The sequence below is a fragment of the Actinorectispora metalli genome (assembly GCF_056323685.1).
The window spans coordinates 1,778,860-1,802,280 of the sequence record NZ_JBREYE010000001.1 but is presented as its reverse complement, the minus strand read 5'-3'; the positions used below and the strand labels follow the sequence as shown (position 1 = coordinate 1,802,280).

Genomic DNA, 23,421 nt, shown 5'->3' with positions numbered 1-23,421 from the left:
TGGCAGGTGCCCACCACACCCATACTCGTCTTGCAGCCCTCCCAGGATGATCCGTTGGGGCCGCTGGGCGATTGGCTGAGAGAGGCAGGTGCCGAGCTCACGGTCGTGGAGCCGCCGGACATCCCGGCGACCACGCTCGACGGTTTCGCGGGCGTGGTCTGCCTTGGCGGCGGGATGAACTGCGATGAGGACGACCGCCATCCCTGGCTGGCCGACATCCGCAGGCTGCTCGCGGTGGCGCACTCTCGGCGGATGCCGGTGTTCGGGATCTGCCTCGGTGGCCAGTTGCTGGCGGAGGCCCTTGGCGGGCGGACCGGGCCTGCGGAGCAGCCCGAGGTGGGCGCGATGCTGGTGGCCAAGCGGGATGCCGCCGCGGACGACCCGCTGTTCGCAGGGCTGCCGCTCACTCCGGACGTGATCCAGTTCCACGAGTACGAGTTCACCCTGCCGCCCGGCGCGCTGCTGCTCGCCTCGTCGCCGCGCTGCGCCAACCAGGCGTTCCGGGCGGGCACCTGTTCCTACGGGGTGCAGTTCCACATCGAGACCACACCTGAGCTGGTGTTGGAATGGGTGGCCGACGCACCCGGCATAGCGGCCTCAGCGCGGCCGCGCGACATCGACCCGGAGCACCTTCGGGAGTGGCACATCGACCTCGCCGAGACCTGGCGACCGGTCGCGGCCAACTTCGTGAAGCTGGCCTCCGGTGAACTCGCGCCCGCGGTGTCGGCTCGAACCCTGCCCGTGCTGTCGTGACCGATCCCGCCCGCGGCACCCTGTCCCCCAGCAGGTTCGGCCTCACCGACCCGCGGGCCGAATCCGAGCTTCGCGCGCTCGGCTGGTGGCCACCGGAGCACGACGCGGACACCGAGGACCTGCTCACCGCGCTGTCGCACAGCCCCGACCCGGACCTCGCGTTGCGGCAGCTTGACCGGTTGCGGACGGCGATCGAATCGGACTGGCCCGCGCTGGATGCCGCCCTGCGCACCGACCGCGGGCTCCGCGGCAGGCTGCTCGGGGTGCTCGGCGCGTCCACCGCGCTGGGCGACCACCTGGTGGCGGGCCGGGCCGACTGGCGGCTGCTGCGGCCCGCCGAGGACGCGGGCCGCGACCCGCGGGCCGAACTGCTCGCCGCCGTCGGGGTGCTGCGTGAGGAAGGCGCGCTGCGCTCCAATGTCACCGGCGCCGAGGCCATCCGCGCGCTGCGCCTGGCCTACCGCAACCAGTTGTTGGTCATCGCCGCCATCGATCTGGCGCATATCGCCGAGCCGTCGTTGCCGGTGTGTGCGTTCGAGCAGATCACCGCGAAGCTCTCCGAACTCGCCGATGCCGCGTTGGCCGCCGCGCTGGCGGTGGCGACCACCGAGGTGTCCCCGTCCGGTGACGACCTGCCCTGCCGGTTGGCGGTCATCGCCATGGGCAAGTCCGGGGCCTGCGAGCTGAACTACGTCAGCGATGTGGACATCGTGTTCGTCGCCGAACCCGATGCCGAGCTTCCGCTGGCCAGCAGGCTGGCCTCGGCCACCATGCGCATCGCGGGCGAAGCCTGTTTCCAGGTCGACGCTGGCCTGCGGCCCGAGGGCAAGGCGGGGGCGCTGGTCAGGACGCTGGAGGGCCACCTGTCCTACTACCGCCGCTGGGCGCGGACCTGGGAGTTCCAGGCACTGCTCAAGGCACGCGTCGCCGCGGGCGACGAGGAACTCGGCGGCCAGTACGTCGAGGCCGTCGCGCCGATGGTGTGGACCGCGGCGGAACGCGAGAACTTCGTCGCGGACGTGCAGTCCATGCGCCGCCGCGTCGAACAGCACATCCCCGGCGGACTCGGCGAACGCGAGCTCAAGCTCGGTCCCGGCGGGCTGCGGGACGTGGAGTTCGCCGTCCAGCTACTCCAGCTTGTGCACGGCAGGACCGACGACACCCTGCACGTGAAGTCCACTGTGGACGCGTTGGCCGCGTTGGGCAGGGGCGGTTACGTCGGGCGCGCCGACGCCGCCGGGCTGGCCGACTCCTACCGGTTCATCCGGCTGCTGGAGCACCGGCTTCAGCTTCAGCGGCTGCTGCGCACGCACACTTTCCCCGCCGCCGACGATGTCGCCGGGCTGCGCTGGCTGGCCAGGGCGGTCGGTTTGCGGGCGGACGCGCGGCACAGCGTCGGCGAGGTGCTGCTCGCGGACTTCCGTCACCACGGCAACCGGGTGCGCAGGCTGCACGAGAAGCTGTTCTACCGGCCGCTGCTGGAGGCGGTGGCCAGGGTTCCGACGGAGGCGCTGCGGCTCACCACGAAGTCCGCGACCGAGCGGCTGGCCGCTCTGGGCTACGTCTCGCCTGATGGGGCGCTCCGGCACCTACAGGCGTTGACCAGCGGTGTGTCCCGGCGGGCTGCCATTCAGACGACGCTGCTGCCGGTGCTGCTTGACCTGCTCGCGGACACCCACGACCCCGACGGGGGGCTGCTCGCCTACCGCAAGGTGTCCGAGGCGCTCGCCGAGACGCCGTGGTACCTGCGGCTGCTGCGGGACTCCGGCGCGGTGGCGCAGCGGCTGGCGCTGCTGCTGGGCACCTCGAAGCTGGTGCCCGAGTTGCTGATCCGGGCGCCCGAGGTGCTGCGGCTGCTGGCCGACACCACCAGCCTGGTGGAACGCGACCCGGCCGAGGTGGCGATCTCGCTGCACCGGGCGGTGGCCCGGCACACCGACCTGCGCAAGGCTGTCACCGCGGCGCGCTCGCTGCGCAGGCACGAGGTGCTGCGGGTGGCCTGCGCCGACCTGCTGGGCTTGAACCCGCTGCCCGCCACCTGCCACGCGTTGACCAGCGTGTGGGTCGCGGTGCTGGAGTCGGCGCTGGACGCGGCGATCGTCCATGTCCGCGGGCAGACCGGCGCCGAGCCCGCCGCCATCGCGGTGATCGCCATGGGCAGGCTGGGCGGTTCCGAGCTTGGCTACGGCTCGGACGCCGATGTGCTGTTCGTCTGCGAGCCGAAAGACGGTGCCTCGGATCAAGAGGCGGTGCGCTTCGCCACCTCGGTGGCCGAACTGGTCCGCAACCTGCTCGGCGCCCCCAGCCAGGACCCGCCGCTACAGGTCGACGCGGATCTGCGGCCGGAGGGCAAGTCCGGTCCGCTGGTGCGCACGCTGAACTCCTACCAGGCCTACTACACCCGCTGGGCGGAGGTGTGGGAGGCGCAGGCGCTGCTGCGGGCCAGGCCCATCGCGGGTGATGCCGACCTGGGGCGGCGCTTCGAGGCGGTCATCGACCCGATCCGCTATCCCGACGGTGGCCTCGGGCCCGCGAAGGTGCGGGAGATCCGCCGGATCAAGGCCAGGGTGGACGCCGAGCGGCTGCCCCGAGGGGCCGATCCGACCACGCACACCAAGCTGGGCCGCGGCGGTCTCGCCGACGTGGAGTGGACGGTGCAGCTACTCCAGCTTGAGCACGCGCATGCCGTACCCGACCTGCGCACACAGTCCACATTGGACGGTCTGACCGCGGCGGCGGAGGCGGGCCTGCTCAGCGAGGCCGACGCCACCGCGCTGCGCGAGGGCTGGACCATGGCTTCCCGCGCCCGCAACGCGATCATGTTGGTGCGCGGCAAAACCGGCGACCAGCTACCCCGGCCGGGCCGCGAACTGGCCTCGGTCGCCTTGGCGCTGGGCTACCCGGTGCAGGCGGACCCCGGCGAGTTCGTCGACGACTACCGCCGCACCACCCGCCGAGCCCGAGCAGCAGTGGAACGCAACTTCTACGGCGACTGAGCCGGTCGATCACCGGACACGACCCCATGTTTAGCGCCCTGAACCCGTTCCACGACGGTGTCATGCCTGGATTAGGGCGCTAAACCGGAGAAAAGCGCTCTAGGAGAGGCGCTCGATGACCATGGCCATGCCCTGGCCGCCGCCGACGCACATGGTCTCCAGGCCGAACTGCTTGTCGTGCCACTTCAGGGAGTTGATCAGGGTGCTGGTGATGCGGGCGCCGGTCTGGCCGAAGGGGTGGCCGATGGCGATCGCGCCGCCGTTGACGTTGAGCTTGTCCAGCGGGATGCCGAGGTCCTTGTAGGAGGGGATCACCTGGGCGGCGAAGGCCTCGTTGATCTCGACGAGGTCGATGTCGTCGATGGTCATGCCCGCCCTGGCCAGTGCGCGCTTGGAGGCCTCCACCGGGCCGAGGCCCATGATCTCCGGGGACAGTGCGGAGACGCCGGTGGACACGATGCGGGCGAGCGGGGTGATGCCCAGCTCCTTGGCCTTGGTGTCGCTCATCACGACCACCGCGGCGGCGCCGTCGTTGAGCGGACAGCAGTTGCCCGCGGTGACCCGGCCGTCGGGGCGGAACACCGGCTTGAGCTCGGACACCTTCTCGTAGCTGACGCCCGCGCGGGGGCCGTCGTCCTTGGCCAGGGTGCTGCCGTCGGGCAGCGTCACCGGGGTGATGTCGGTGGCCCAGAAGCCGTCGTTGATGGCCTTCTCCGCCAGGTTCTGCGACCGGACGCCGAACTCGTCCATCTCCTGCCTGCTCACGCCCTTGGCCAGCGCCAGGTTCTCCGCGGTCTGGCCCATCGCGATGTAGGCGTCGGGCACCCGGCTGTCCAGGCGCGGGTCGGTCCAGGCGTCGGCGCCGGTCTCGGCGACCTGGGCGGTGTGCGCCACGGCGTCGGTGAAGACGGGGTTCTGGGTGTCGGGCAGCGAGTCGGAGTTGCCCTTGACATACCGCGAGACGGTCTCCACGCCCGCGCTGATGAAGGCATCGCCCTCACCGGCCTTGATCGCGTGCAGCGCCATCCGGGTGGTCTGGAGGCTGGAGGCGCAGTAGCGGGTGACCGTGGTGCCGGGCAGTTCGTCGTGGCCCATCAGGACGGCGACGATCCGCGCCATGTTGAAGCCCTGCTCGCCGCCGGGCAGGCCGCAGCCCAGCATCAGGTCGTCGATCTGCTTCACATCAAGCTGCGGCACCTTGGCCAGCGCGGCGGTGATCATCTGCGCGGCCAGGTCGTCGGGCCGCACGTTGACCAGCGACCCCTTGCCTGCCCGCCCGATCGGGGACCGCGCGGTAGAGACGATGACGGCTTCCGGCATGGCGGGACTCCTCCAGCGAGATAGGGGTGACGACAGGAAAGCCTACGTCGGAGAACAACGCTCCGCGAGAGCTAAACTACCGCTTAGTAACTTGAGGTCAATACCTGGCGAAAGACGCCCGCCGGACAATCCGGTTCAGGTACCCGGCCAGCCGGTAGAGCGGCCTGCGCGCGTCGGCGGCCCTGGAGCGCCGCGGCGGTCGCGGCAGCGGTCCGCCGCCCCAGACGCCCGCCACCTTGCACAGCGCGGGCAGCAGCACCGACACGGCCGCCTCGTAGCCAGCCGCGTTCGGGTGGAATTGGTCGGAGCTGAACAGGTCCTTGGGCCTGGCCAGGAACTCCGGCGACAGCAGGTCGCCCAGCGCCACCGGATGCGCCCCCGCCTGGATCACCGCCGCCCGCTGCGCCTTGGCCAGCGCCAGGCTCCACTGCCGGGCCACCGTCCGCAGCGGCTGCGGAATCGGCTGGATCGCGCCGAGATCCGGGCAGGTGCCGACCACCACCCCGCAACCCGCGTCACGCAGCCGCCGGACCTGGAAGCCCAGCAACGCGGCCGAGGTCGGCACCCGCAGCCGCGTGGTCACGTCATTCGCGCCGATGATCACCAGGCAGGCGTCCGGCAGCGGGCCGTGCAGCACCGCGTCGACCTGGCCCGCGAGCTCCAGCGTGGTGGACCCGCTCACCGCCACCGTCTCCAGCCACACCGGCCGCTCGGACTCCTCGGCGAGCCCCCGCGCCGACTGCACCCCCGGCAGTTGGTCGGGGTCGTCGACGCCGAGCCCGGCCGCCGCGGAGTCCCCGAGCACCGCGAAGTGCAGCGGTCGGCCGCCCGCCCGCGGGTCCTCCAGCGGCAGCGGACCGGTTCCGTCGGGCAGGTAGACACCATCGGCACGCGGCGGCGCTTCGGCGGGAACCCCGATCACCACCCGCGCTCTGCGTGACTGCTCCATCAGCAGTCCCCAGGTCATCCCCGACAACATGCCCAGCGCACCCGCGGCGAACGCCGCGGTCTTGTACATCCGCACCTCTCCACCCCCTCATGCCCATGGTGCCCGTCTCGGTGTGGACCAAGCGTCCAACATTACGAAGGCAGCCATGCGGCGAGGTAACCGGGCGGAGTGTCACCCGATGGGGCGGCTAGATCAGCGGGAGCTGTTCACCGCGCACCGGACCGGCAGACGGACGCCCAGGGCGGTGCCTCTTGTGCACCATCGGGATGTGGGCCAGCGCCACGCGTTGCCCGCGGGCGCGGAAGTTGCGCACGTGGTTGAACAGGTGGACCTTGCTGAAGAAGTAGAGGCCGCCTGCAAGGGGCGGTGGCTTCTTCGTCCCGATCGCGTAGACGAAGACCGGATCGGGGCGTTCCGCGCCGGGCCAGCTCTCGGCGTGCAGGTCGTGCACCCTGGTGCGGTAGTCGAGCTCCTGGTTGTAGAGGTGCGCCGACACCGTCGCCTGGCCGAACAGGTGGGACAGCGTCGCCGAACTGCTCATCTTCTTCACGCAGATCAGGTGCATCCCGCTGGTCAGCAGATCGCAGATCTCCACCTGCTGATTGCCGCCGAAGGAGAAGGTGTTCCGGTCCATCAGCCGGTAGCCGAGCTGGTCGGCGGCGCGGATGTTGTAGTCGCCTTCGTTCTCGCCGAGGTGCCATGGCGGCAGCGCGAGCTCGGCGGTCAGATCGGGCACCTCGGCGAGCGTGGCCTCGACCCTGGCGAGGAACTCGGCGTCGATCCGGAACCAGCGGCCAAGCGACAGCGTGAACTGGGTGCCGCCGAGGCCGACCTGGGCGACGAGGTAGTCCCGCAGCGGCCGGTCCCGATGCAGCGGCTCGCCCCGGCTGTCCACCGCCGTGAGCATGATGCGCCACAGTGGATCGGCGGTGTTGGCCAGCCGGAAGGCGAACTGCTCGGTGTCCAGGTCGGTGATGCTCGCGGTCTGCACGCCCGGCGCGTTCCTGGTGCGCACCAGGAAGCTCGACACCCGAGCGAGGTCGAGTTCGGCGTCGGGCACCGCCAATGCGACCTCCTGGTGCCTGCCCGCGTGCAGCAGAGCGGTCACCTCGGCATCAAGTTGGGCGACCAGCGAGTCGCCCGGCGGCAGCGGTGTCCTGGCGTCCAGGAAGCCGAAATCGCGGCGGTAGTCCTCGGCCTCGAACCTGCGCAGCAGCTCCCGTAGCAGCCGGGGCAGCCTGCCGAGATCGGCGAACTCGCTGCCCGCGCGGAGCGTCAGTCCGTCGGTGCCGCGCAGCGTGGTGGCCCACTCCCGGTCGGCCACGTGACCGGAGAGCATCCGCACCCATTCGGCGCTGGTGTCGATGGCGAACTCGCCCAGCCTGCTCGGCACGTTGAGCGAGACGGTCTGCTGCCTGGTGCGCAGGTCGATGGTGCGGGAGGCCAGCGACCGGAGGCTGCCCGGCTCCACCCAGTTCGCGGTGACCCGCAGCCCGAATTCCGGCTGGACCAGTTCGGTGCGCAGCAGGCTCGCGCCGCGGCCGAAGGTCACCGCGAAGAACCGGCCGTCCACCTCCGCCAGCAGCACCGCCGACAACGCGCTCGTGCGCAGATCGGACAGTTCGTAGTAGCGGTCGAGGTAGTCCGACCAGTCCGGCGCCAGGCTGTGCCGCCGGAGGGTGATCAGCTCGGCGGGGAAGCCGAGGTCACCGAGCAGCTCAGGGCGCCGCGGGTCGTCGGTGTCCCGGAACCGCACCAGCTGGTCGAAGGAGGTGGCCTCTTTGGTGAACAGGTACACGGTCAGCTGCCGCATGGGCACGCACCCCGTTCGCGCCGGATGGTTCCAAGGTAGGAAGCCGCTGCACCGTCCGGACACCCCTCCACGGGTGAATACCTACCGCCGACCGAGTGTGTTTAGGCTGGTCATCAGATCCCGAGGGCTGTGGAGGAACCCCACGTGGAATACGCCGAGCACATTGTCGATCTCGTCGGCAATACGCCGTTGGTGAAGCTGAACCAGGTCGCGGAAGGGCTGGCGCCACTGGTGCTGGCGAAGGTCGAGTACTTCAACCCCGGCGGCAGCGTCAAGGACCGCATCGCGTTGCGCATGGTCGAGGCGGCCGAGGCGAGCGGAGAGCTCCGGCCCGGCGGCACCATCGTGGAGCCCACCTCGGGAAACACCGGAGTCGGGCTGGCGCTCGTCGCGCAGCGCAAGGGCTACAAGTGCGTGTTCGTCTGCCCCGACAAGGTCAGCGAGGACAAGCGCAACGTGCTCAAGGCCTACGGCGCGGAGGTCGTGGTGTGCCCCACCGCGGTCGCACCGGAGCACCCCGATTCCTACTACAACGTCTCCGATCGGCTGGTGCGGGAGATCCCCGGCGCCTGGAAGCCCAACCAGTACGCCAACCCGGCCAACCCGGCGAGCCACTACGCCGAGACCGGGCCGGAGATCTGGCGGCAGACCGACGGGCGGATCACCCACTTCGTTGCGGGCATCGGCACCGGCGGCACCATCAGCGGCACCGGCCGGTACCTCAAGGAGGTCTCCGGCGGCAAGGTGAAGATCATCGGCGCGGACCCGGAGGGCTCGGTGTACTCCGGCGGCACCGGCCGCCCCTACCTGGTGGAGGGCGTCGGCGAGGACTTCTGGCCGGACACCTACGACCGGGGCATCTGCGACGAGATCGTGGCCATCTCCGACTCGGAGTCCTTCGAGTTGACCCGCCGCCTCGCCATGGAGGAGGGCCTGCTGACCGGCGGCTCCTGCGGTATGGCGGCCGCCGCGGCGCTGCACATCGCGCGCAGCGCCGGGCCCGACGACGTGATCGTGGTGCTGCTGCCCGACGGCGGCCGCGGGTACATGTCCAAGGTCTTCTCCGACCCGTGGATGGCCTCCTACGGCTTCCTCTCGCCCGACCACTCCGGTGCCTCGGTCGGCGATGTGCTGCGCCGCAAGGACGGCACGCTGCCGCAGCTTGTGCACGTACACCCCAACGAGACCGTCGCCGAGGCGGTGTCGATCCTGCGGGAGTTCGGCGTCTCCCAGATGCCGGTGGTCAACGCCGAGCCGCCCGTCATGGCGGCCGAGGTGGCGGGCGCGGTCAACGAGCGCGATCTGCTGGAAGGGCTGTTCACCGGGCAGGCGCATCTGGCCGACCGGGTGGAGAAGCACATGTCCCCGCCGCTGCCCACCATCGGCGCCGGCGAGTCGGTGTCGGCGGCCATGGACGCGCTCGCCAAGGCCGACGGCGCGATGGTGCTGGTCGACGGCAAGCCCGCGGGCGTGGTCACCCGGCAGGACGTGCTTGGCTTCATCGCGGGTCGGGCGGCGAGTTGACCATGGGTGAACACCCCACCACGGAACGGAAAAGCACTGGTCTGATCGGCGCGGTGCCGACAGGTCCGAACCGGTCATCCGATAGCGTTGCCCAGCAACACCGTCAAGGGCCAAGCCAAGGGGGTTTGAAAACCCGATGAGCGCTCCGCAGCCGCCAAGCAACGAGCCCCAGGGCAATCCAACACCGCCCAATTCCGGCGACCAGTCGGAACCGCAGGGCACGCCGTCTGCCCCGCCGAGCGCGACCGGCGAGAGCGCCGCGGACAACGCCGACCGCACCCAGGTGGTGCGTCCGGGTCAGACCCCGCCGTCCACGCCCGCCGCACCGGCGGGCGCCGACTCGGATCGGACGCAGGTCGTGCCGGGCGGAGGGGCGACACCGTCCGCGGGCCAGTCTCCCTATGGCGCCCCGCAGACCCCGCAGGGCCAGCCCCAGCAGTGGGGCCAGCAGCCTGGCACGCCCGCCCAGGGCCAGCCCGGCGCTCCGCAGTGGGGTCAGCAGCCGGGCCAGCAGCAGTACGGGCAGCAGCAGCCCGGTTATGGCCAGCAGCCTGGTCAGCAGCAGTGGGGCCAACAGCCTCAGCAGCCTTACGGCCAGCCGCAGCAGCCCTACGGCACGCCGGCGGGCGGCCAGCAGCAGTGGGGTCAGCAGCCCGGCCAGCAGCAGCCCTATGGGCAGCAGCCGGGTTACGGCCAGCAGCCGGGCCAGGCCCAATGGGGTCAGCAGCAGCAGTACGGGCAGCAGCCCGGCTATGGCCAGCAGCCCGGTGCACACGCCGCCTACGGCCAGCAGCAGTACGGCCAGTACGCGCCTCCCGGTGACGGCCAGCAGATCATGCTGCCCGGCATCGGCACCGTCCCGCTGGCCGATATGGGCAAGCGGTTCCTGGCGCGGCTGATCGACGCGGTCATCATCGGCATCCCGATAGCGATCCTGTACTTCATCATCGCGGCGGCGCTGACCCCCAGCTCCGCCGAGATCAGCCGGTCCATCGAACGCGGCGAATCGGTGGCGGGGCCGAGCTTCTTGCTGCTCTTCTTCCTGCTCGGCCTCGGCCAGCTGGTGCTCACCGCGGCGTATGAGATCTTCCTGATCGGCTCCAAGGGCGCCACGATCGGCAAGCAGGTCATCGGCGTGAAGGTCGTGAGCATCGAGCACGGCCAGGTGCCGGGCAACAGCAAGGCCTTCGCCCGCTGGGGCACGATGTTCGGTCCGGGTTTCATCCCGTGCGTCGGTCCGCTCTACATGCTGGCCTGCTACCTCTCGCCGCTGTTCGACAGCGAGCGTCGGCAGGGCTGGCACGACAAGGTCGCCAAGACCGTGGTGATCGCCACCAAGTAACCCGCAGTCGCACCGGAACCGGCACGGCCTCCCGCCGTGCCGGTTCTCTTTTGTCCACGATCGCTCGACTAGCGGTCCTTTGTCGCCGGTTGCCGGTAGCTTCTACAGTCGTGCAACCACAACAGCCTGGCTTCCCGCCACCGGGACAGCAGGGACCGGGGAACTTCGGGCCGCCGCAGGGTGGGCCGCCGTTCGCGCCGCCGCCGGGCGCGCAGGGCTTCGGCCCGCCACCTGGCTATCCGCAACAGGGCGGACCCGCGGGCTACGCCCCGCAGCAGCCACTCGGCCAGGCGCCGCTGAGCGGGCCATCGGCGGGCACCGCGATGACCGCCGCCGGGCTGGGCATCGTGGTCGGGCTGATCCAGTTGCTGTCCGCGCTGGGCGGGTTCCGCTACATCGACGTTTTCCTGGACAAGCCGTTGCTGCTGGTGATGTGGTTGCTCGGGCCGATCGCGGGCCTGATCCTGTTCACGGGTGCGATCATGGTGTTTCTGCGCAAGCCCATGGGCCGCTGGCTGCTCGTGGTGGGTGCGGGCATCGTGCTGCTGGCCGTCGGCGTCGGCCTGGCGGTCGGCGTGCTGCGGGGCGTCAACCTCCTACAGGCGCTTGGCCTGCTGATGACGCTGGCGGTCCTGGTGCTGGCACTGCTCCCGCAGACGGTCACCTACCTCACCACGCCCAAGCCGCCCAGGCAGCAGGCCCCCGGCTTCGCGCCGCAGCCCGGCCAGTTCGGGCCGCAGGGTCCGCAGAGTCCGCAGGTTCCGCCGGACCAGTTCCCGCCGCCGGGCCAGTACGGGCAGCCGCCTCAGCAGCAGTACCCGCCGCAGGGCTTCCCGCCGCCTGGTCAGGGCTACGGGCAGCAGCAGCCGCCCCAACAGTGGTGAGCAGTCCTACGTAGGCTGGGCCCATGAGTGACGGCTTTGCCACCAGGGCTATTCACGTCGGCCAGGAACCGGACGCCACGACCGGCGCGGTGATCGTGCCGATCTACGCGACCTCCACCTATGCGCAGGACGGCGTGGGCGGACTGCGGGAGGGTTATGAGTACTCCCGCACCGGCAACCCCACCCGCACCGCGCTGGAGCAGTGTCTGGCGGCTCTCGAAGGCGGCACCCACGCCCGTGCGTTCGCCTCCGGCATGGCGGCCACCGACGTGCTGCTGCGTTCGGTGCTGCGGCCCGGCGACCACGTGATCATCCCCGACGATGCCTACGGCGGCACCTTCCGGCTGGTCGACAAGGTGTTCCGGCTCTGGGGCGTCGAGCACACCCCGGTCGCGCTCGGCGATGTGGACGCGGCGCGGGCGGCTCTCCGGCCCACCACGAAGCTGATCTGGTGCGAGACCCCCACCAACCCCCTGCTGGGCATCGCCGACATCGCCGCGCTGGCCGACCTCGCCCACGAGGCGGGCGCGAAGCTGGTGGTGGACAACACCTTCGCCACGCCGTACCTGCAAACCCCGCTGGCGCTGGGCGCCGACGTGGTGCACCACTCCACCACCAAATACCTCGGCGGCCACTCCGACGTCGTCGGCGGGGCGCTGGTCACGGCCGACGCCGAACTCGACGAGCAGTTCGCGTTCCTGCAGAACTCGGCGGGCGCCACCGCGAGCCCGTTCGACTCCTGGCTCACCCTGCGCGGCGTCAAGACGCTGGCCGTGCGCATGGAGAAGCACTGCGACAACGCCGAGCGCATCGCCCAGGCGCTCGGCGCGCACCCCAGGGTCGGCAAGGTCTACTACCCCGGCCTGCCCGACGACGCGGGCCATGTGGTGGCGGCCAAGCAGATGCGCCGCTTCGGCGGCATGGTCTCCTTCACCGTCAACGGCGGCGAGCAGGCCGCCTTGGACGTCTGCGCCAAGACCCGGCTGTTCACCCTCGCCGAATCCCTCGGCGGCGTCGAGTCGCTCATCGAGCACCCCGGCAAGATGACCCACGCCAGCGTCGCGGGCTCCGCACTCCAGGTCCCCGCCGAACTGGTCCGCCTCTCCGTCGGCATCGAGGACGGCGAGGACCTCCTTCAGGACCTCCTCACCGCCCTCGGCTGAGACCGCGCCGAAACTCCCCAGGCGAGTACCGCCTGGGGAGTGGGGTCGCTGAACGATGAAAGAGAGACGCCGGATCAGGGCGTGAAGCTGATGTTCTTGCCGCTGATCGGCTCGTGGTCGGCCGGGCCGTGGGGAGCGGGCTGCGCGGGCAGGTCGGCGGGGTCGATACAGCCACCGATCAGCTGAATCCGATCACCATCGCGGACATAGCTGCCCGGGTCCTGACAGCCTGCGTTCGTCACCGAGAACATCGCGACGCCGGTCAGCGCCGCGGCCGCGGTCAGGCCGCCGATCAGGGAGAGCAGCCCGGCGCCGCGCATGCGTTCCGCCATGCCGACCTCCTGCGCTGTGGGGACTCCACGCTGGACAACGATCCACCGCCAACTACGGTGCGTGTGTCTCGCCCATGATTACAGTACCTGGCCGGGAGACAGTTGTGGGCCATTCGGGTTGAACTGGCACCATCAGCCCCATGGACCTGGTCAACGTCGACGCGATCCACGCCGCCCGCAAGCTGCTGAGCGGCGTCATCCGCCATACGCCCCTCGAGCACTCCAGGGTGCTCGACCGCCGCTACGGCGGTGAGGTCCACCTCAAGTGCGAGAACCTCCAGCGCACCGGCTCCTTCAAGATCCGCGGCGCCTACGTGCGCATCGCGGGGCTGGCCGCCGAGCAGCTTCAGGCCGGGGTGGTCGCGGCCAGCGCGGGAAACCACGCCCAGGGCGTCGCGCTCGCCGCGACTCTGCTCAAGGCGCCATCCACGGTGTTCATGCCGACGCGGGTGCCGCTGCCCAAGCTCACCGCCACCCGCTCCTACGGCGCTCAGGTGCGGCTGGCGGGCAGCGTGTTCGACGAGACGCTCACCGCCGCGCTGGACTTCGCCGCGGAGACCGGCGCCGAGTTCATCCACCCCTTCGACCATCCCGATGTGATCGCGGGCCAGGGCACGGTGGGCCTGGAGATCCTGGAGCAGCTACCCGAGGTCGGCACGATCCTGGTCCCGCTGGGCGGCGGTGGGCTGCTCTCGGGTGTGGCCGCCGCGGTCAAGGCGTTCAAGCCCGCTGTCCGGGTGGTCGGCGTCCAAGCCGAGCAGGCCGCGGCCTGGCCCCGCTCGCTGGTGCTCGGCGCACCCGACCGGCTGGAGGAGGTGGCCACCATGGCCGACGGCATCGCCGTGCTCCAGCCCGGCGGGGTGACCTTCGCCCACGTCGCGGAGTTGGTCGACGAGGTCGTCACGGTGACCGAGGAGTCGTTGTCGAAGGCGCTGCTGCTGTGTCTGGAGCGCTCCAAGCTGGTGGCCGAGCCCGCGGGCATCGCGGGCGTGGCGGCGGTGCTGGAGCACGCGGGCCGCTTCCCGGCCCCGGTGGTGGCGGTGCTCTCCGGCGGCAACATCGATCCGCTGCTGCTGTTGCACGTCATCCAGCACGGCATGACCGCGGCGGGCCGCTACCTCTCGCTGCGGGTGCGTATCCCCGACCGCCCCGGCTCGTTGGCCGCGCTGCTGACCAAGGTCGGCGACTACGGCGCCAACGTGGTCGACGTCGAGCACTCCCGGCTGTCGGCCGCGCTGACCATCGGCGAGGCCGAGGTCAACCTGAACCTGGAGACCCGAGGGCCCGAGCAGCGCGCCCAGCTCATCGCGGGCCTGACCGAGGCCGGCTACTCCGTGGCGCTGCACACGTGAGAAACCGGGTGAGCGCACACCGTTGGGCGCTCACCCGGCCTGGTCCCGCCAGGGGGTCTCAGAGGTTGCCGCGGGCTTCCTGCTCGCGCTCGATGGCCTCGAACAGGGCCTTGAAGTTGCCCTTGCCGAAGCCCAGCGAGCCGTGGCGCTCGATGAACTCGTAGAACACCGTGGGGCGGTCGCCGACGGGCTTGGTGAAGATCTGCAACAGGTAGCCGTCCTCGTCGCGGTCGACCAGGATGCGGCGCTTCTTCAGCTCCTCGATGGGCGCCCTGACCTGACCGATGCGGGCCCGCAACTCGGGGTCGTCGTAGTAGGAGTCGGGGGTGTCCAGGAACTCCACGCCCGCCGCGCGCAGGAAGTCGACGGTGGCCAGGATGTCGCCGGTGGCCAGCGCGATGTGCTGCACGCCTGGGCCGTCGTAGAACTCCAGGTACTCGTCGATCTGGGACTTGCGCTGCGCGACCGCGGGCTCGTTGAGCGGGAACTTGACCCGGTGGTTGCCGTTGGCGACGACCTTGCTCATCAGCGCCGAGTAGTCGGTGGCGATGTCGTCACCGACGAACTCCGCCATGTTCACGAAGCCCATGACGCGGTTGTAGAAGCCGACCCACTCGTCCATCTTGCCCAGTTCCACGTTGCCGACGCAGTGGTCGACGGCCTGGAAGATGCGCTTGGGCGCGCCCGCGGGCTTGGTGTAGCTGCCGGTCCGCGGCTGGTAGCCGGGCAGGTAGACGCCCTGGTACCGGGAGCGGTCGACGAGGGTGTGCCGGGTCTGGCCGTAGGCGGCGATGGCCGCCATCCGCACCGTGCCGTGCTCATCGGAGACATCGTGCGGCTCGTCCAGCACGGTGGCGCCGGTCTTGCGGGCGTGCTCGATGCACTTGTCCACATCGGCGACCTCCAGCGCGAGGTCCACCACGCCGTCGCCGTGCTTGCGGTGGTGGTCGAGCAACTCGCTGTCCGGCCGCACCCCGCCCTTGACCACGAACCGGGCCGAGCCCGACTTCAGCACATACGACTTGTGGTCGCGGTTGCCGTTCTCCGGGCCGGAGTAGGCGACAAGCTCCATGCCGAATGCGGTCTGGTAGAAGAGCGCGGTCTGGGTGGCGTTGCCGACCACGAACACCACGGCATCCATCGCCTTGACCGGGAACGGGTCCTTGGTCTCGTCGTAGTCCACGAGGCCAACCAGTTGCTTGAGCTGATCGAAGCTCACATCGTCGAGTTGACTGCGGTCAATCGCCTTGGTCACCGGTCTCCTCCTGCGTGCGGCAGTGCGTTCGGTAAGCCCAGGATGAGCAGCGCAGGTCAGCGTGCGCAACAGTACCGAAATTGACTGGGCAATCTGTACAGCGCATCCTCGTTTCAGCGCGACAGGGTGGACACTCTGACCAGGAGGATGTGACGTGGCTGACGACCGCTCCGAAGAGCCGATCGACGAACTGGACGCCCGACTGCTCCTGCTGCTCACCGATGAACCCCGCCTCGGCGTCCTCGAGTGCTCCCGCCGCCTCGGCGTGGCCCGCGGGACCGTGCAGGCCCGATTGGACCGGCTGGTGCGCCGGGGAGCATTACAGGGGTTCCCGCCCGCGTTGGATCTCAGCGCACTGGGCTACGGGCTGACGGCTTTCGCGATCCTGGAGATCGCGCAGGGCAGGCGCGGCGAGGTGGCGGGCAGGCTGGCGGCGATCGACGAGGTCTGCGAGGTGCACGCCACCACCGGCCAGGGCGACCTGCTGGTGCGCATGGTGGCCAGGTCCAACGCTGACCTCCAGCGGGTCATCGACGAGGTGGTCCGGGTGCAGGGTGTCGAGCGGACCTCCACCGCCATCGCGCTGTCAACCCCGGTGCCGCCGCGGGTCCGGCCGCTGCTCGAACGCCTGGTCGACTCCGACCCGCGCCGCGGATGATCCCCATTCCCACGCGGGTTCGCCTGCAGTTGTTTCGGTAATTGGCGGCAAGCGCCGAAAGCAATGGGATAGAGCGCGGGGAAACTGAAAATAAAAACGCGCCGTGCCCGTCAATGCCGGGCACGGCGCGTTTGTGGTCGTTCACGCCGAGTATGGAACCGCCTTGACCAGCTTCACCGACATGGTGTTGCCGTTGGGCAGCTCGTATTCACGGCTCTCGCCTTCCTTGGCGCCCAGTAGCGCCTGCCCCAGCGGAGAACTGGGCGAGTACACCTCGAGCCCACCGTGCGTGCCCTCTTCCCTGGTGGCCAGGAGGAACTGCTCGGTCTCGTTTTCTCCGTGGTACTTCACCGTGAGGACCATGCCCGGCGCCGCCACACCGTTGGCCTTCGGAGCCTCGCCGACCTTGGCCGTCCGCAGCAGTTCCTGCAACTGGCGGATACGGGCCTCGTTCTGGCCCTGCTCCTCTCGGGCGGCGTGATATCCGCCATTCTCCTTGAGGTCGCCCTCCTCGCGGCGGGCCTGCAGTTCCGCGGCGATGACCGGGCGCTTGCCGATAAGCTCGTCAAGCTCATGCTTGAGCCTGTCGAAGGCCTCCTGCGTCAGCCAGGTCACCTGGGCGTCGCTCACGGTCACCAACTCCTCGTCTCCTCCGTGCTCGCGGTTTCGAGCCGGTCTTTCCTGAGCCGGCGGGCTAGGAACTGAAAAACACGGCCCACGTGGGGACCGTGCTGGAAGCGAGGGTACACGTCCGGCAACATCAATGGGCCGGATTAACGATGTTAAATACCTCTGCCGGTGTTAGTTCACCCGCTTGGCCGCTGCTGACGTGACAAGTATTCCGGTACCTGGTATGAGCAGCCGAAGACCTCACCGGTAACAGGCCGTTTGGAAGTCCGCATAAGCGTGGAAAGCTCAACGGAACTCCCTCCCGGTGGAATGAGGACTTCCTTTCGGCCGGTCTCGTCGCCGTCCCTGGACCGTGATCGAACGATGCACACAGCCGCCCGATCGGGCTCATCCCGGACGACCTGGAATGTGACCTTGACCGAATCGTTGCCGAGCACATCGAAGGCGGTCTGCTTGGCCTCGATCGGCGCGGGCCCAAGGTTGCGGTAGGCCAGCACGGCCGCCGCCAGGCCGATCGCGACCACGACCGTGACGAGCACGGGGTGGACCCACCGCGGCCGGGCCCGCCCGGCCCGCGAGCCGTACCGCCCGGCGGGAAGCTGCGTGCTCATGTCACCTCTTCGCGGAACGTGTCGGTGCTGCCTGGACAATGGAATGGAACGTGGGAGTCAGCGGTTGACTACCTGACGAGTATCCCCGCGCCGTGTGGGCAGCCCGCGACGAGGGCCGCGGCCAGGGGAGGAGGGAATGCACTCGGATATGGCCGAGAAGCTTCGCCTGATGACAGTGCACGCACACCCCGACGACGAGGCAAGCAAGGGTGCCGCCACCACTGCTCGCTATGTGGCCGAGGGCCATGACGTCATGGTGGTCACGTGCACCGGGGGTGAGCGGGGCAGCATCCTCAATCCCGCGATGGACAAACCGGGAGTGGTCGAGAACCTCTCCGAAATCCGCCGCCAGGAGATGGCCGACGCGGCCAAGATCCTGGGCGTGCAGCACCGCTGGCTGGGGTTCATCGACTCCGGCTTCCCCGAGGGCGAGCCGCTGCCCCCGCTGCCGGAGGACTGCTTCGCCCTTGTCCCGCTTGAGGTCTCGGTGCCCAAGCTGGTCGAGGCGATCCGCGAGTTCCGGCCGCATGTGGTGGTCACCTACGACGAGAACGGCGGCTACCCGCACCCCGACCACATCCGCTGCCACGAGGTCTCGATTGCCGCCTATGAGGCCGCGGGCGACCCCGCGCGCTATCCGGAGGCGGGTCCGGCGTGGGAGCCGCTGAAGCTGTACTACTCGCACGGCTTCTCCCGCGCCAAGCTCACCATCTTCCACGAGGAGCTGACCGCCAGGGGCATCGAGTCGCCCTACGGCGAGTGGCTGAAGAGCTGGGACCCGGACAAGGCCGATGTGATGGATCGGGTCACCTCCAGGATCGAGTGCGCCGACTACTTCGAGGTTCGGGACGAGGCGTTGAAGGCGCACGCCACCCAGATCGACCCGACCAGCCGCTGGTTCGCCGTTCCGCTGGAGGTCCAGCGCGATGTGTGGCCGACCGAGGAGTACGAGCTGGTGAAGTCCTCGGTGGACACGACCCTGCCCGAGGATGACCTGTTCGCGGGGGTGCGTGAGAGAGTGGGGGCATGAGCCCGTATGCGATGACGACCGCGCTGGTGGTGGCCCAGCCACCCCAGCCGGACGACCCCGGTGGCCGGGGTGAGGACTTCGGCAAGGCATCGCCGATCGGCCTGTTGGTGCTCATCCTGTTCTTCATCGCGGTGGCGTTCCTGGTGCGCTCGATGAACAAGCACCTCAAGCGAGTTCCCCAGAGCTTCGACAAGCCCGCCGAACCCCAGTCGGACCCGCAGCCGCCCACCGAGCAGGACAACCCCAAGCCCAACAACGCGGGCGCCCGCTAGTCCACACTCCGACTTGGTGTCCCAAGTCCGTTCTATAACGCGGTAATCGCAGACTTAGGGCACCAGGTCCGGGCGCGGAGTGCGCTCGTACCAGGTGCGCTCGGCGGGGATCGAGACGAGTTCGCGTTCGGGGTAGCGCAGGGCGCTGAGGCTGCCGCCGAAGACGCAGCCGGTGTCCAGGCAGAGGGTGTTGTTCACCCAGACCGACTCGGGGACCACGGTGTGGCCGTACAGGACCACCGCGTCACCGCGGTAGTCCTGCGCCCACGGGTAGCGCACGGGGTAGCCGTTCTCGTCGTACTCGCCGGTCGGCTGCCCGTGCAGCGCGAAGGCCCTGGTGCGCGGGGAGTCGTGGCCGTGCAGTTCCTCGGGCAGCCCGGCGTGGGCCACCACGAGCCGTCCGCCGTCCAGCAGCAGGTGGTCGGGCAGGGCGCGGAGGAAGTCCCGCACCTCGTGCCGGAACTCGGGCGGTTGGGCGTCAAGCTGGCGCAGTGACAGTTCGAGTCCGTTGGTGATGCGGACCTTGTTGCCGAGCAGCGCCCTGGCCAGCTTGTCGTCGTGGTTGCCCGCCACCGCCAGCGCGGTGCCCGCGGTGACCATCCCCATCGCCAGCCGCAGCACGCCGGGGGTGTCCGGACCGCGGTCGACCAGATCGCCGAGGAAGATCACCCGCCTGCCGTCGGGGTGGTGGACGCCGTCACCGGTGAGCCGGTAGCCCAGCAGACCGAGGATGGTGACGAGTTCACGGCGGCAGCCGTGCACATCGCCGATGACATCGAATGGGCCGGGATCGTCGAGGGTATCCAGCGCCGAGGCGATCACCGGGCCGCCTCCGCGTCGGTCGGTACAAGACCACGCACCCCACCAGTCTGTGCGGGAGACTTGATTTATGTCCAACCGGCTTGCCCAGTCCACCAGCCCCTATCTGCGTCAGCATGCGGACAATCCGGTCGACTGGTGGCCGTGGTGTCCCGAGGCCTTCGACGAGGCGCGGCGCCGGAACGTGCCGGTACTGCTGTCGGTCGGCTACGCGGCCTGCCACTGGTGCCACGTGATGGCGCACGAGTCCTTCGAGGACGACGCCACCGCGAACGTGATGAACGACAACTTCGTCAACATCAAGGTGGACCGCGAGGAACGCCCGGACATCGACGCCGTCTACATGCAGGCCACCCAGGCCATGACCGGCCAGGGCGGCTGGCCGATGACCTGCTTCCTCACCCCCGACGGCGAGCCGTTCTACTGCGGCACCTACTACCCGCCGACGCCGCGGCACGGCATGCCCTCGTTCCCGCAGCTGCTGGCGGGCGTCGCGCAGGCCTGGCGGGAGCGCGGCACCGAGGTCGCCGAACAGGCCAGGTCCATCGTCGCCCAGCTTGCGGAGCAGGCGCGGCCGTTCCCCCAGGGCGAGCTGCCGCCCGAGGCGCTGACCGAGGCGGTCGGCGCGTTGTCCGAGGACTTCGACTCCGACAGCGGCGGCTTCCGCGGTGCGCCGAAGTTCCCGCCGTCGATGCTGCTGGAGTTCCTGCTGCGCCACCACCACCGCACCGGCGACGCCCGATCGCTGGAGATCACCGGGCGCACCTGCGACGGCATGGCCCGCGGCGGCATCTACGACCAGCTCGCGGGCGGCTTCGCCCGGTACAGCGTGGACGGGCAGTGGGTCGTGCCGCACTTCGAGAAGATGCTCTACGACAACGCCCAGCTGCTGCGCGTCTACTCGCACCTGGCCCGCCGCGGTGCGGACAGCGCGATGGCGGCCAAGGTCACCGCCGAGACCGCGGGGTTCCTGCTGCGTGAGCTGCGTACCGAACAGGGGGCGTTCGCCGCATCGCTGGACGCCGACACCGAGGGCGTGGAGGGCTTGACCTACGTGTGGACGCCCGCTCAGCTGGTCGAGGTGCTCGGCGAGGACGACGGCCGTTGGGCCGCCGAGGTGTTCTCGGTGACCGCCGAGGGCACCTTCGAACACGGCACCTCGGTACTCCAGCTCCTTGCCGACCACGGTGACGCCGAGCGGTTCGAGCGGGTGCGGTCGGCGTTGCTCGCAGCACGGGCCAAGCGGCCGCAGCCCGCCAGGGACGACAAGGTCATCGCCTCCTGGAACGGGATGGTGATCGCCGCGCTGGCCGAGGCGGGCACCGCTCACGGCCGCCCGGAGTGGGTGGCCGCCGCCGTCGAGGCCGCCGAGTTCCTGCTGGCACGGCATTTCGTGGGCGGCAGGCTGCTGCGCAGCTCACTCGGCGGGGTGGTCGGCGATGCCGCGGGCGTGCTGGAGGACTACGGCTGCGTCGCCGAGGCGTTCCTGGTGCTGCACCAGGTCACCGGCGAACCGCGCTGGCTGACCGCAGCCTGTGAGCTGCTCGACACCGCCTTGGCACGCTTCGCCGACCCGGATCAGCCCGGCGTCTTCCACGACACGGCCGACGACGCCGAAACGCTGGTGAACCGGCCCGCGGACGTCACCGACAACGCCAGCCCGTCCGGCGGCTCCGCGTTGGCGAGCGCGTTGCTCACCGCGAGCGCCCTAGCCGGCCCGGAGCGGTCGGAGGAGTACCGGGAGCAGGCGCGACTGGCGATCAGCCGTGCCGCGCTGCTGGCCCGCCGGGTGCCGCGGTTCGCGGGCTGGTGGCTGGCGGCGGGGGAGGCGCTGGCGCACGGGCCGGTACAGGTCGCCGTGGTGGGGCCGCCCGAGCATGCGGACACCATCGGCATGCTGAAAGTCGCGCGCCGGCTGGTGCCCGGCGGCGGGGTCGTGGTCGGCGGCACCGCGGACACCGAGGGCGTACCGCTGCTGACGGGCCGGACGCTGATCGAAGGCGCGCCCGCGGCCTATGTCTGCCGCGGCTACGTCTGCGAGCGGCCCGTGACCAGTGATCGCGAGCTGCTTGACCAGCTGAGCTGAGTTCGCCACTGGCGGAAACAGAAAAGGAACAGCTTCTGCCGGACGCCCGTTGTAAGCGGTGTAATGGTGTAAGCACCATTGCTTCTGTAACGCGGGGAGGTTGCAATGCATGGTCGTTTCGCCCATCTACACCGCGGCCGCGAGGGCGGCGGCGGTCCGGCCAGGGGCGGCTGGCTCCAGGTCGAGCACCAGCCGGGAGCCGAGGACGCCGCGGCCTGGTTGATCGGCAGGCTGCCGGAGGGCTGGTTCACCGGCAGGCCCGAGGTGACGGTCGACCGCGAGGAGATCATCGTCATCGGGGAGCTGCCCGCCTTGGAGGAGGAGTTCGCCGACGAGGCCGAGCGGGCCGCCGCGGAATCGGGCCGGATCGCCCGCTTCCGGGAGCAGACCCGCAAGGAGCGCATCGAAATCGCCCGCCAGGCCGAACATCGCTACGCGCGCAAAGTGGCCTGGGGCGCCCGCCTCGGCGGCACCGAGGAGCTGTTCACCGCCATGTCGGTCCCGGTGATGACCAGGCTCCGCCAGCCCGAGCGGCTGGTGCTGGACACCCTGGTCTCCTCCGGCGTCGCCCGCTCCCGCTCCGAGGCACTGGCCTGGGCGGTCAAGCTGGTCGGCACCCACGCCGAGTCCTGGCTCGCCGAACTCCGCGAGGCCATGACCAAGGTCGACGAACTCCGCGCCAAAGGCCCCGACCTGACGTAGCCGAACTCCGACTTGGTGTCCTAAGTCTGGGGTAACGGCGTCATGAAAAAGACTTGGGACACTAAGCCCGGGGAGGTCAGGGGTAGAGGGTGAACCAGATCGCGATGTAGTGGCAGATGGCGGCCAGGACCGTGGCGGCGTGGAAGAACTCGTGGTAGCCGAAGATCTTGGGCCAGGGGTCCGGCCAGCTGGTGGCGTAGAAGACGGCGCCCGCGGTGTAGAGCAGGCCGCCCGCGATGATCAGTACCAGGGCCGCGACGCCCGCGTTGGCGAGCAGTTCGGGCAGGACGAACACGGCCACCCAACCGAGGGCGATGTAGATCGGCACGCCCAGCCAGCGGGGCGCGGAGGGCCAGACCAGCTTGAGCAGCACTCCGGCCAGGGCGCCGCCCCACACCACGGCGAGTACCGCCTTGCCGGTGGTGGGACTCATCGCCAGCAGGGCGAAGGGCGTGTAGGTGCCCGCGATGAACACGAAGATCATCGAGTGGTCGAGGCGCTTCATCCAGATGCGGGCGGACCGGGAGACCCAGTTGCGGCGGTGGTAGAGCGCGCTGACCCCGAACAGGCCGAGCACGGTCGCGCCGTACACCGAGGTCGCCAGCGCGGCCTTGGCGGACACCGTGGCGGCGGCCAGCGAGATGAGGGTGGCACCGGTGGCGACCGAGGCGAGGAAGGACCAGAAGTGGATCCAGCCGCGCAGCTTGGGCTTGACCGGGACATCCGGGACTTGCGAGTTCAGGGTCTCGGCGGGCACATCACCAGATTAAGTCGACATTCGCCCGGCAGGCCGCAGCCATCAACCTTCCGGCCTAAGATCGTCCGCCTGTTGGGACGCCGATGGCGCCGCTGTCGACAGCGAGCAGACGAACGCCGTAGGACGCACACCGGCCGGGAACACTCCGCCGAGCCCGCCGCCTGCCACCGAAA

20 protein-coding genes and 1 pseudogene are annotated in these 23,421 nt (G+C 70.0%); 12 read left to right on the top strand and 9 right to left on the bottom strand.

What is annotated here, in order from left to right; translation table 11 throughout:
* The first annotated feature begins 6 nt into the window (after positions 1–6).
* Together ACU6XJ_RS08275 and ACU6XJ_RS08270 are read left to right on the top strand one after the other, a co-directional pair.
* The gene (locus tag ACU6XJ_RS08275; RefSeq protein WP_476308232.1) at positions 7–753 is read left to right on the top strand and encodes a type 1 glutamine amidotransferase; all 747 of its coding nucleotides are present in this window, start codon (positions 7–9) and stop codon (positions 751–753) included.
* Positions 750–3,749: a bifunctional [glutamine synthetase] adenylyltransferase/[glutamine synthetase]-adenylyl-L-tyrosine phosphorylase gene (locus tag ACU6XJ_RS08270; protein ID WP_476308230.1), complete on the top strand. Its 3,000-nt coding sequence runs from the start codon at positions 750–752 to the stop codon at positions 3,747–3,749. The genes ACU6XJ_RS08275 and ACU6XJ_RS08270 overlap by 4 nt, the downstream gene beginning before the upstream one ends.
* 99 nt (positions 3,750–3,848) lie before the next feature.
* On the opposite strand, the gene ACU6XJ_RS08265 is transcribed toward ACU6XJ_RS08270, so the two are convergent.
* The 3 genes from ACU6XJ_RS08265 to ACU6XJ_RS08255 form a co-directional block, all read right to left on the bottom strand.
* Positions 3,849–5,069, bottom strand: a complete 1,221-nt coding sequence (locus ACU6XJ_RS08265; protein WP_476308229.1) for an acetyl-CoA C-acetyltransferase — start codon at positions 5,067–5,069, stop codon at positions 3,849–3,851.
* A gap of 97 nt (positions 5,070–5,166) precedes the next feature.
* Positions 5,167–6,087, bottom strand: coding sequence for an SGNH/GDSL hydrolase family protein (locus ACU6XJ_RS08260; protein WP_476313859.1), 921 nt, complete (start codon positions 6,085–6,087; stop codon positions 5,167–5,169).
* A gap of 118 nt (positions 6,088–6,205) precedes the next feature.
* A complete protein-coding gene (locus ACU6XJ_RS08255; RefSeq protein ID WP_476308227.1) occupies positions 6,206–7,831 on the bottom strand; it encodes a DUF6119 family protein in 1,626 nt (541 codons plus the stop codon).
* 144 nt (positions 7,832–7,975) lie between these two features.
* Between ACU6XJ_RS08255 and ACU6XJ_RS08250 the strand changes: the two genes are divergently transcribed.
* The 4 genes from ACU6XJ_RS08250 (at position 7,976) to ACU6XJ_RS08235 (ending at position 12,744) form a co-directional block, all read left to right on the top strand.
* A complete protein-coding gene (locus ACU6XJ_RS08250) occupies positions 7,976–9,355 on the top strand; it encodes a cystathionine beta-synthase (protein ID WP_476308225.1) in 1,380 nt (459 codons plus the stop codon).
* Between the two features lie 136 nt (positions 9,356–9,491).
* Positions 9,492–10,697: an RDD family protein gene (locus ACU6XJ_RS08245; RefSeq protein ID WP_476308223.1), complete on the top strand. Its 1,206-nt coding sequence runs from the start codon at positions 9,492–9,494 to the stop codon at positions 10,695–10,697.
* Positions 10,698–10,807: 110 nt separating this feature from the next.
* Positions 10,808–11,581 (top strand): hypothetical protein, encoded by a 774-nt coding sequence (locus tag ACU6XJ_RS08240; RefSeq protein ID WP_476308221.1) that lies wholly within the window; start codon positions 10,808–10,810, stop codon positions 11,579–11,581.
* A gap of 23 nt (positions 11,582–11,604) precedes the next feature.
* The gene (locus tag ACU6XJ_RS08235; RefSeq protein WP_476308219.1) at positions 11,605–12,744 is read left to right on the top strand and encodes a cystathionine gamma-synthase; all 1,140 of its coding nucleotides are present in this window, start codon (positions 11,605–11,607) and stop codon (positions 12,742–12,744) included.
* A gap of 74 nt (positions 12,745–12,818) precedes the next feature.
* Here ACU6XJ_RS08235 and ACU6XJ_RS08230 read toward each other — a convergent pair whose 3' ends face one another.
* The gene (locus ACU6XJ_RS08230; protein WP_476308217.1) at positions 12,819–13,076 is read right to left on the bottom strand and encodes a hypothetical protein; all 258 of its coding nucleotides are present in this window, start codon (positions 13,074–13,076) and stop codon (positions 12,819–12,821) included.
* 140 nt (positions 13,077–13,216) lie between these two features.
* Here ACU6XJ_RS08230 and ilvA point away from each other — a divergent pair, with 140 nt between their 5' ends.
* Positions 13,217–14,428 (top strand): threonine ammonia-lyase, encoded by a 1,212-nt coding sequence (gene ilvA / locus ACU6XJ_RS08225; RefSeq protein WP_476308215.1) that lies wholly within the window; start codon positions 13,217–13,219, stop codon positions 14,426–14,428.
* Between the two features lie 58 nt (positions 14,429–14,486).
* Here ilvA and hppD read toward each other — a convergent pair whose 3' ends face one another.
* Positions 14,487–15,647 (bottom strand): 4-hydroxyphenylpyruvate dioxygenase, encoded by a 1,161-nt coding sequence (hppD, locus tag ACU6XJ_RS08220; RefSeq protein WP_476313858.1) that lies wholly within the window; start codon positions 15,645–15,647, stop codon positions 14,487–14,489.
* A gap of 190 nt (positions 15,648–15,837) precedes the next feature.
* Between hppD and ACU6XJ_RS08215 the strand changes: the two genes are divergently transcribed.
* Entirely contained in the window at positions 15,838–16,341 is a 504-nt protein-coding gene (locus ACU6XJ_RS08215) for an Lrp/AsnC family transcriptional regulator (protein WP_476308214.1), read from the top strand.
* A 141-nt stretch (positions 16,342–16,482) separates the two neighbouring features.
* On the opposite strand, the gene greA is transcribed toward ACU6XJ_RS08215, so the two are convergent.
* Together greA and ACU6XJ_RS08205 are read right to left on the bottom strand one after the other, a co-directional pair.
* A complete protein-coding gene (gene greA / locus ACU6XJ_RS08210; protein WP_476308212.1) occupies positions 16,483–16,977 on the bottom strand; it encodes a transcription elongation factor GreA in 495 nt (164 codons plus the stop codon).
* Between the two features lie 170 nt (positions 16,978–17,147).
* Positions 17,148–17,582: a DUF4307 domain-containing protein gene (locus ACU6XJ_RS08205; RefSeq protein WP_476308210.1), complete on the bottom strand. Its 435-nt coding sequence runs from the start codon at positions 17,580–17,582 to the stop codon at positions 17,148–17,150.
* Positions 17,583–17,730: 148 nt separating this feature from the next.
* Here ACU6XJ_RS08205 and mca point away from each other — a divergent pair, with 148 nt between their 5' ends.
* Both mca and ACU6XJ_RS08195 read left to right on the top strand, forming a co-directional pair.
* Positions 17,731–18,612 carry a mycothiol conjugate amidase Mca gene (mca, locus tag ACU6XJ_RS08200; protein WP_476313856.1) on the top strand — a complete coding sequence of 294 codons (882 nt, stop codon included), beginning with the start codon at positions 17,731–17,733 and terminating at the stop codon, positions 18,610–18,612.
* A complete protein-coding gene (locus ACU6XJ_RS08195; RefSeq protein ID WP_476308208.1) occupies positions 18,609–18,884 on the top strand; it encodes a hypothetical protein in 276 nt (91 codons plus the stop codon). The genes mca and ACU6XJ_RS08195 overlap by 4 nt, the downstream gene beginning before the upstream one ends.
* Positions 18,885–18,968: 84 nt before the next feature.
* On the opposite strand, the pseudogene ACU6XJ_RS08190 reads toward ACU6XJ_RS08195, so the two are convergent.
* Positions 18,969–19,670 (bottom strand): annotated as a pseudogene (locus tag ACU6XJ_RS08190) (metallophosphoesterase); the annotation flags it as partial.
* Positions 19,671–19,773: 103 nt separating this feature from the next.
* Here ACU6XJ_RS08190 and ACU6XJ_RS08185 point away from each other — a divergent pair.
* Both ACU6XJ_RS08185 and ACU6XJ_RS08180 read left to right on the top strand, forming a co-directional pair.
* On the top strand, positions 19,774–21,789 hold the full coding sequence (locus ACU6XJ_RS08185) for a thioredoxin domain-containing protein (RefSeq protein WP_476308206.1): 2,016 nt from the start codon (positions 19,774–19,776) through the stop codon (positions 21,787–21,789).
* A 105-nt stretch (positions 21,790–21,894) separates the two neighbouring features.
* Positions 21,895–22,491 (top strand): hypothetical protein, encoded by a 597-nt coding sequence (locus ACU6XJ_RS08180; protein ID WP_476308205.1) that lies wholly within the window; start codon positions 21,895–21,897, stop codon positions 22,489–22,491.
* A gap of 76 nt (positions 22,492–22,567) precedes the next feature.
* Here the strand turns inward: ACU6XJ_RS08180 and trhA are convergent, their stop codons facing one another.
* Positions 22,568–23,248, bottom strand: coding sequence for a PAQR family membrane homeostasis protein TrhA (trhA, locus tag ACU6XJ_RS08175; RefSeq protein WP_476308203.1), 681 nt, complete (start codon positions 23,246–23,248; stop codon positions 22,568–22,570).
* Positions 23,249–23,421: the final 173 nt, after the last annotated feature.

Bases quoted from the DNA above. Each gene is read 5' to 3' on its own strand.
- ACU6XJ_RS08205 (WP_476308210.1), bottom strand. From the start codon at position 17,582: ATGAGCACGCAGCTTCCCGCCGGGCGGTACGGCTCGCGGGCCGGGCGG.
- ACU6XJ_RS08260 (WP_476313859.1), bottom strand. From the start codon at position 6,087: ATGTACAAGACCGCGGCGTTCGCCGCGGGTGCGCTGGGCATGTTGTCG.
- ACU6XJ_RS08180 (WP_476308205.1), top strand. From the start codon at position 21,895: ATGCATGGTCGTTTCGCCCATCTACACCGCGGCCGCGAGGGCGGCGGC.
- ilvA (WP_476308215.1), top strand. From the start codon at position 13,217: ATGGACCTGGTCAACGTCGACGCGATCCACGCCGCCCGCAAGCTGCTG.
- ACU6XJ_RS08185 (WP_476308206.1), top strand. From the start codon at position 19,774: ATGTCCAACCGGCTTGCCCAGTCCACCAGCCCCTATCTGCGTCAGCAT.
- ACU6XJ_RS08245 (WP_476308223.1), top strand. From the start codon at position 9,492: ATGAGCGCTCCGCAGCCGCCAAGCAACGAGCCCCAGGGCAATCCAACA.
- mca (WP_476313856.1), top strand. From the start codon at position 17,731: ATGGCCGAGAAGCTTCGCCTGATGACAGTGCACGCACACCCCGACGAC.
- ACU6XJ_RS08230 (WP_476308217.1), bottom strand. From the start codon at position 13,076: ATGGCGGAACGCATGCGCGGCGCCGGGCTGCTCTCCCTGATCGGCGGC.
- ACU6XJ_RS08265 (WP_476308229.1), bottom strand. From the start codon at position 5,069: ATGCCGGAAGCCGTCATCGTCTCTACCGCGCGGTCCCCGATCGGGCGG.
- ACU6XJ_RS08235 (WP_476308219.1), top strand. From the start codon at position 11,605: ATGAGTGACGGCTTTGCCACCAGGGCTATTCACGTCGGCCAGGAACCG.
- ACU6XJ_RS08195 (WP_476308208.1), top strand. From the start codon at position 18,609: ATGAGCCCGTATGCGATGACGACCGCGCTGGTGGTGGCCCAGCCACCC.
- ACU6XJ_RS08255 (WP_476308227.1), bottom strand. From the start codon at position 7,831: ATGCGGCAGCTGACCGTGTACCTGTTCACCAAAGAGGCCACCTCCTTC.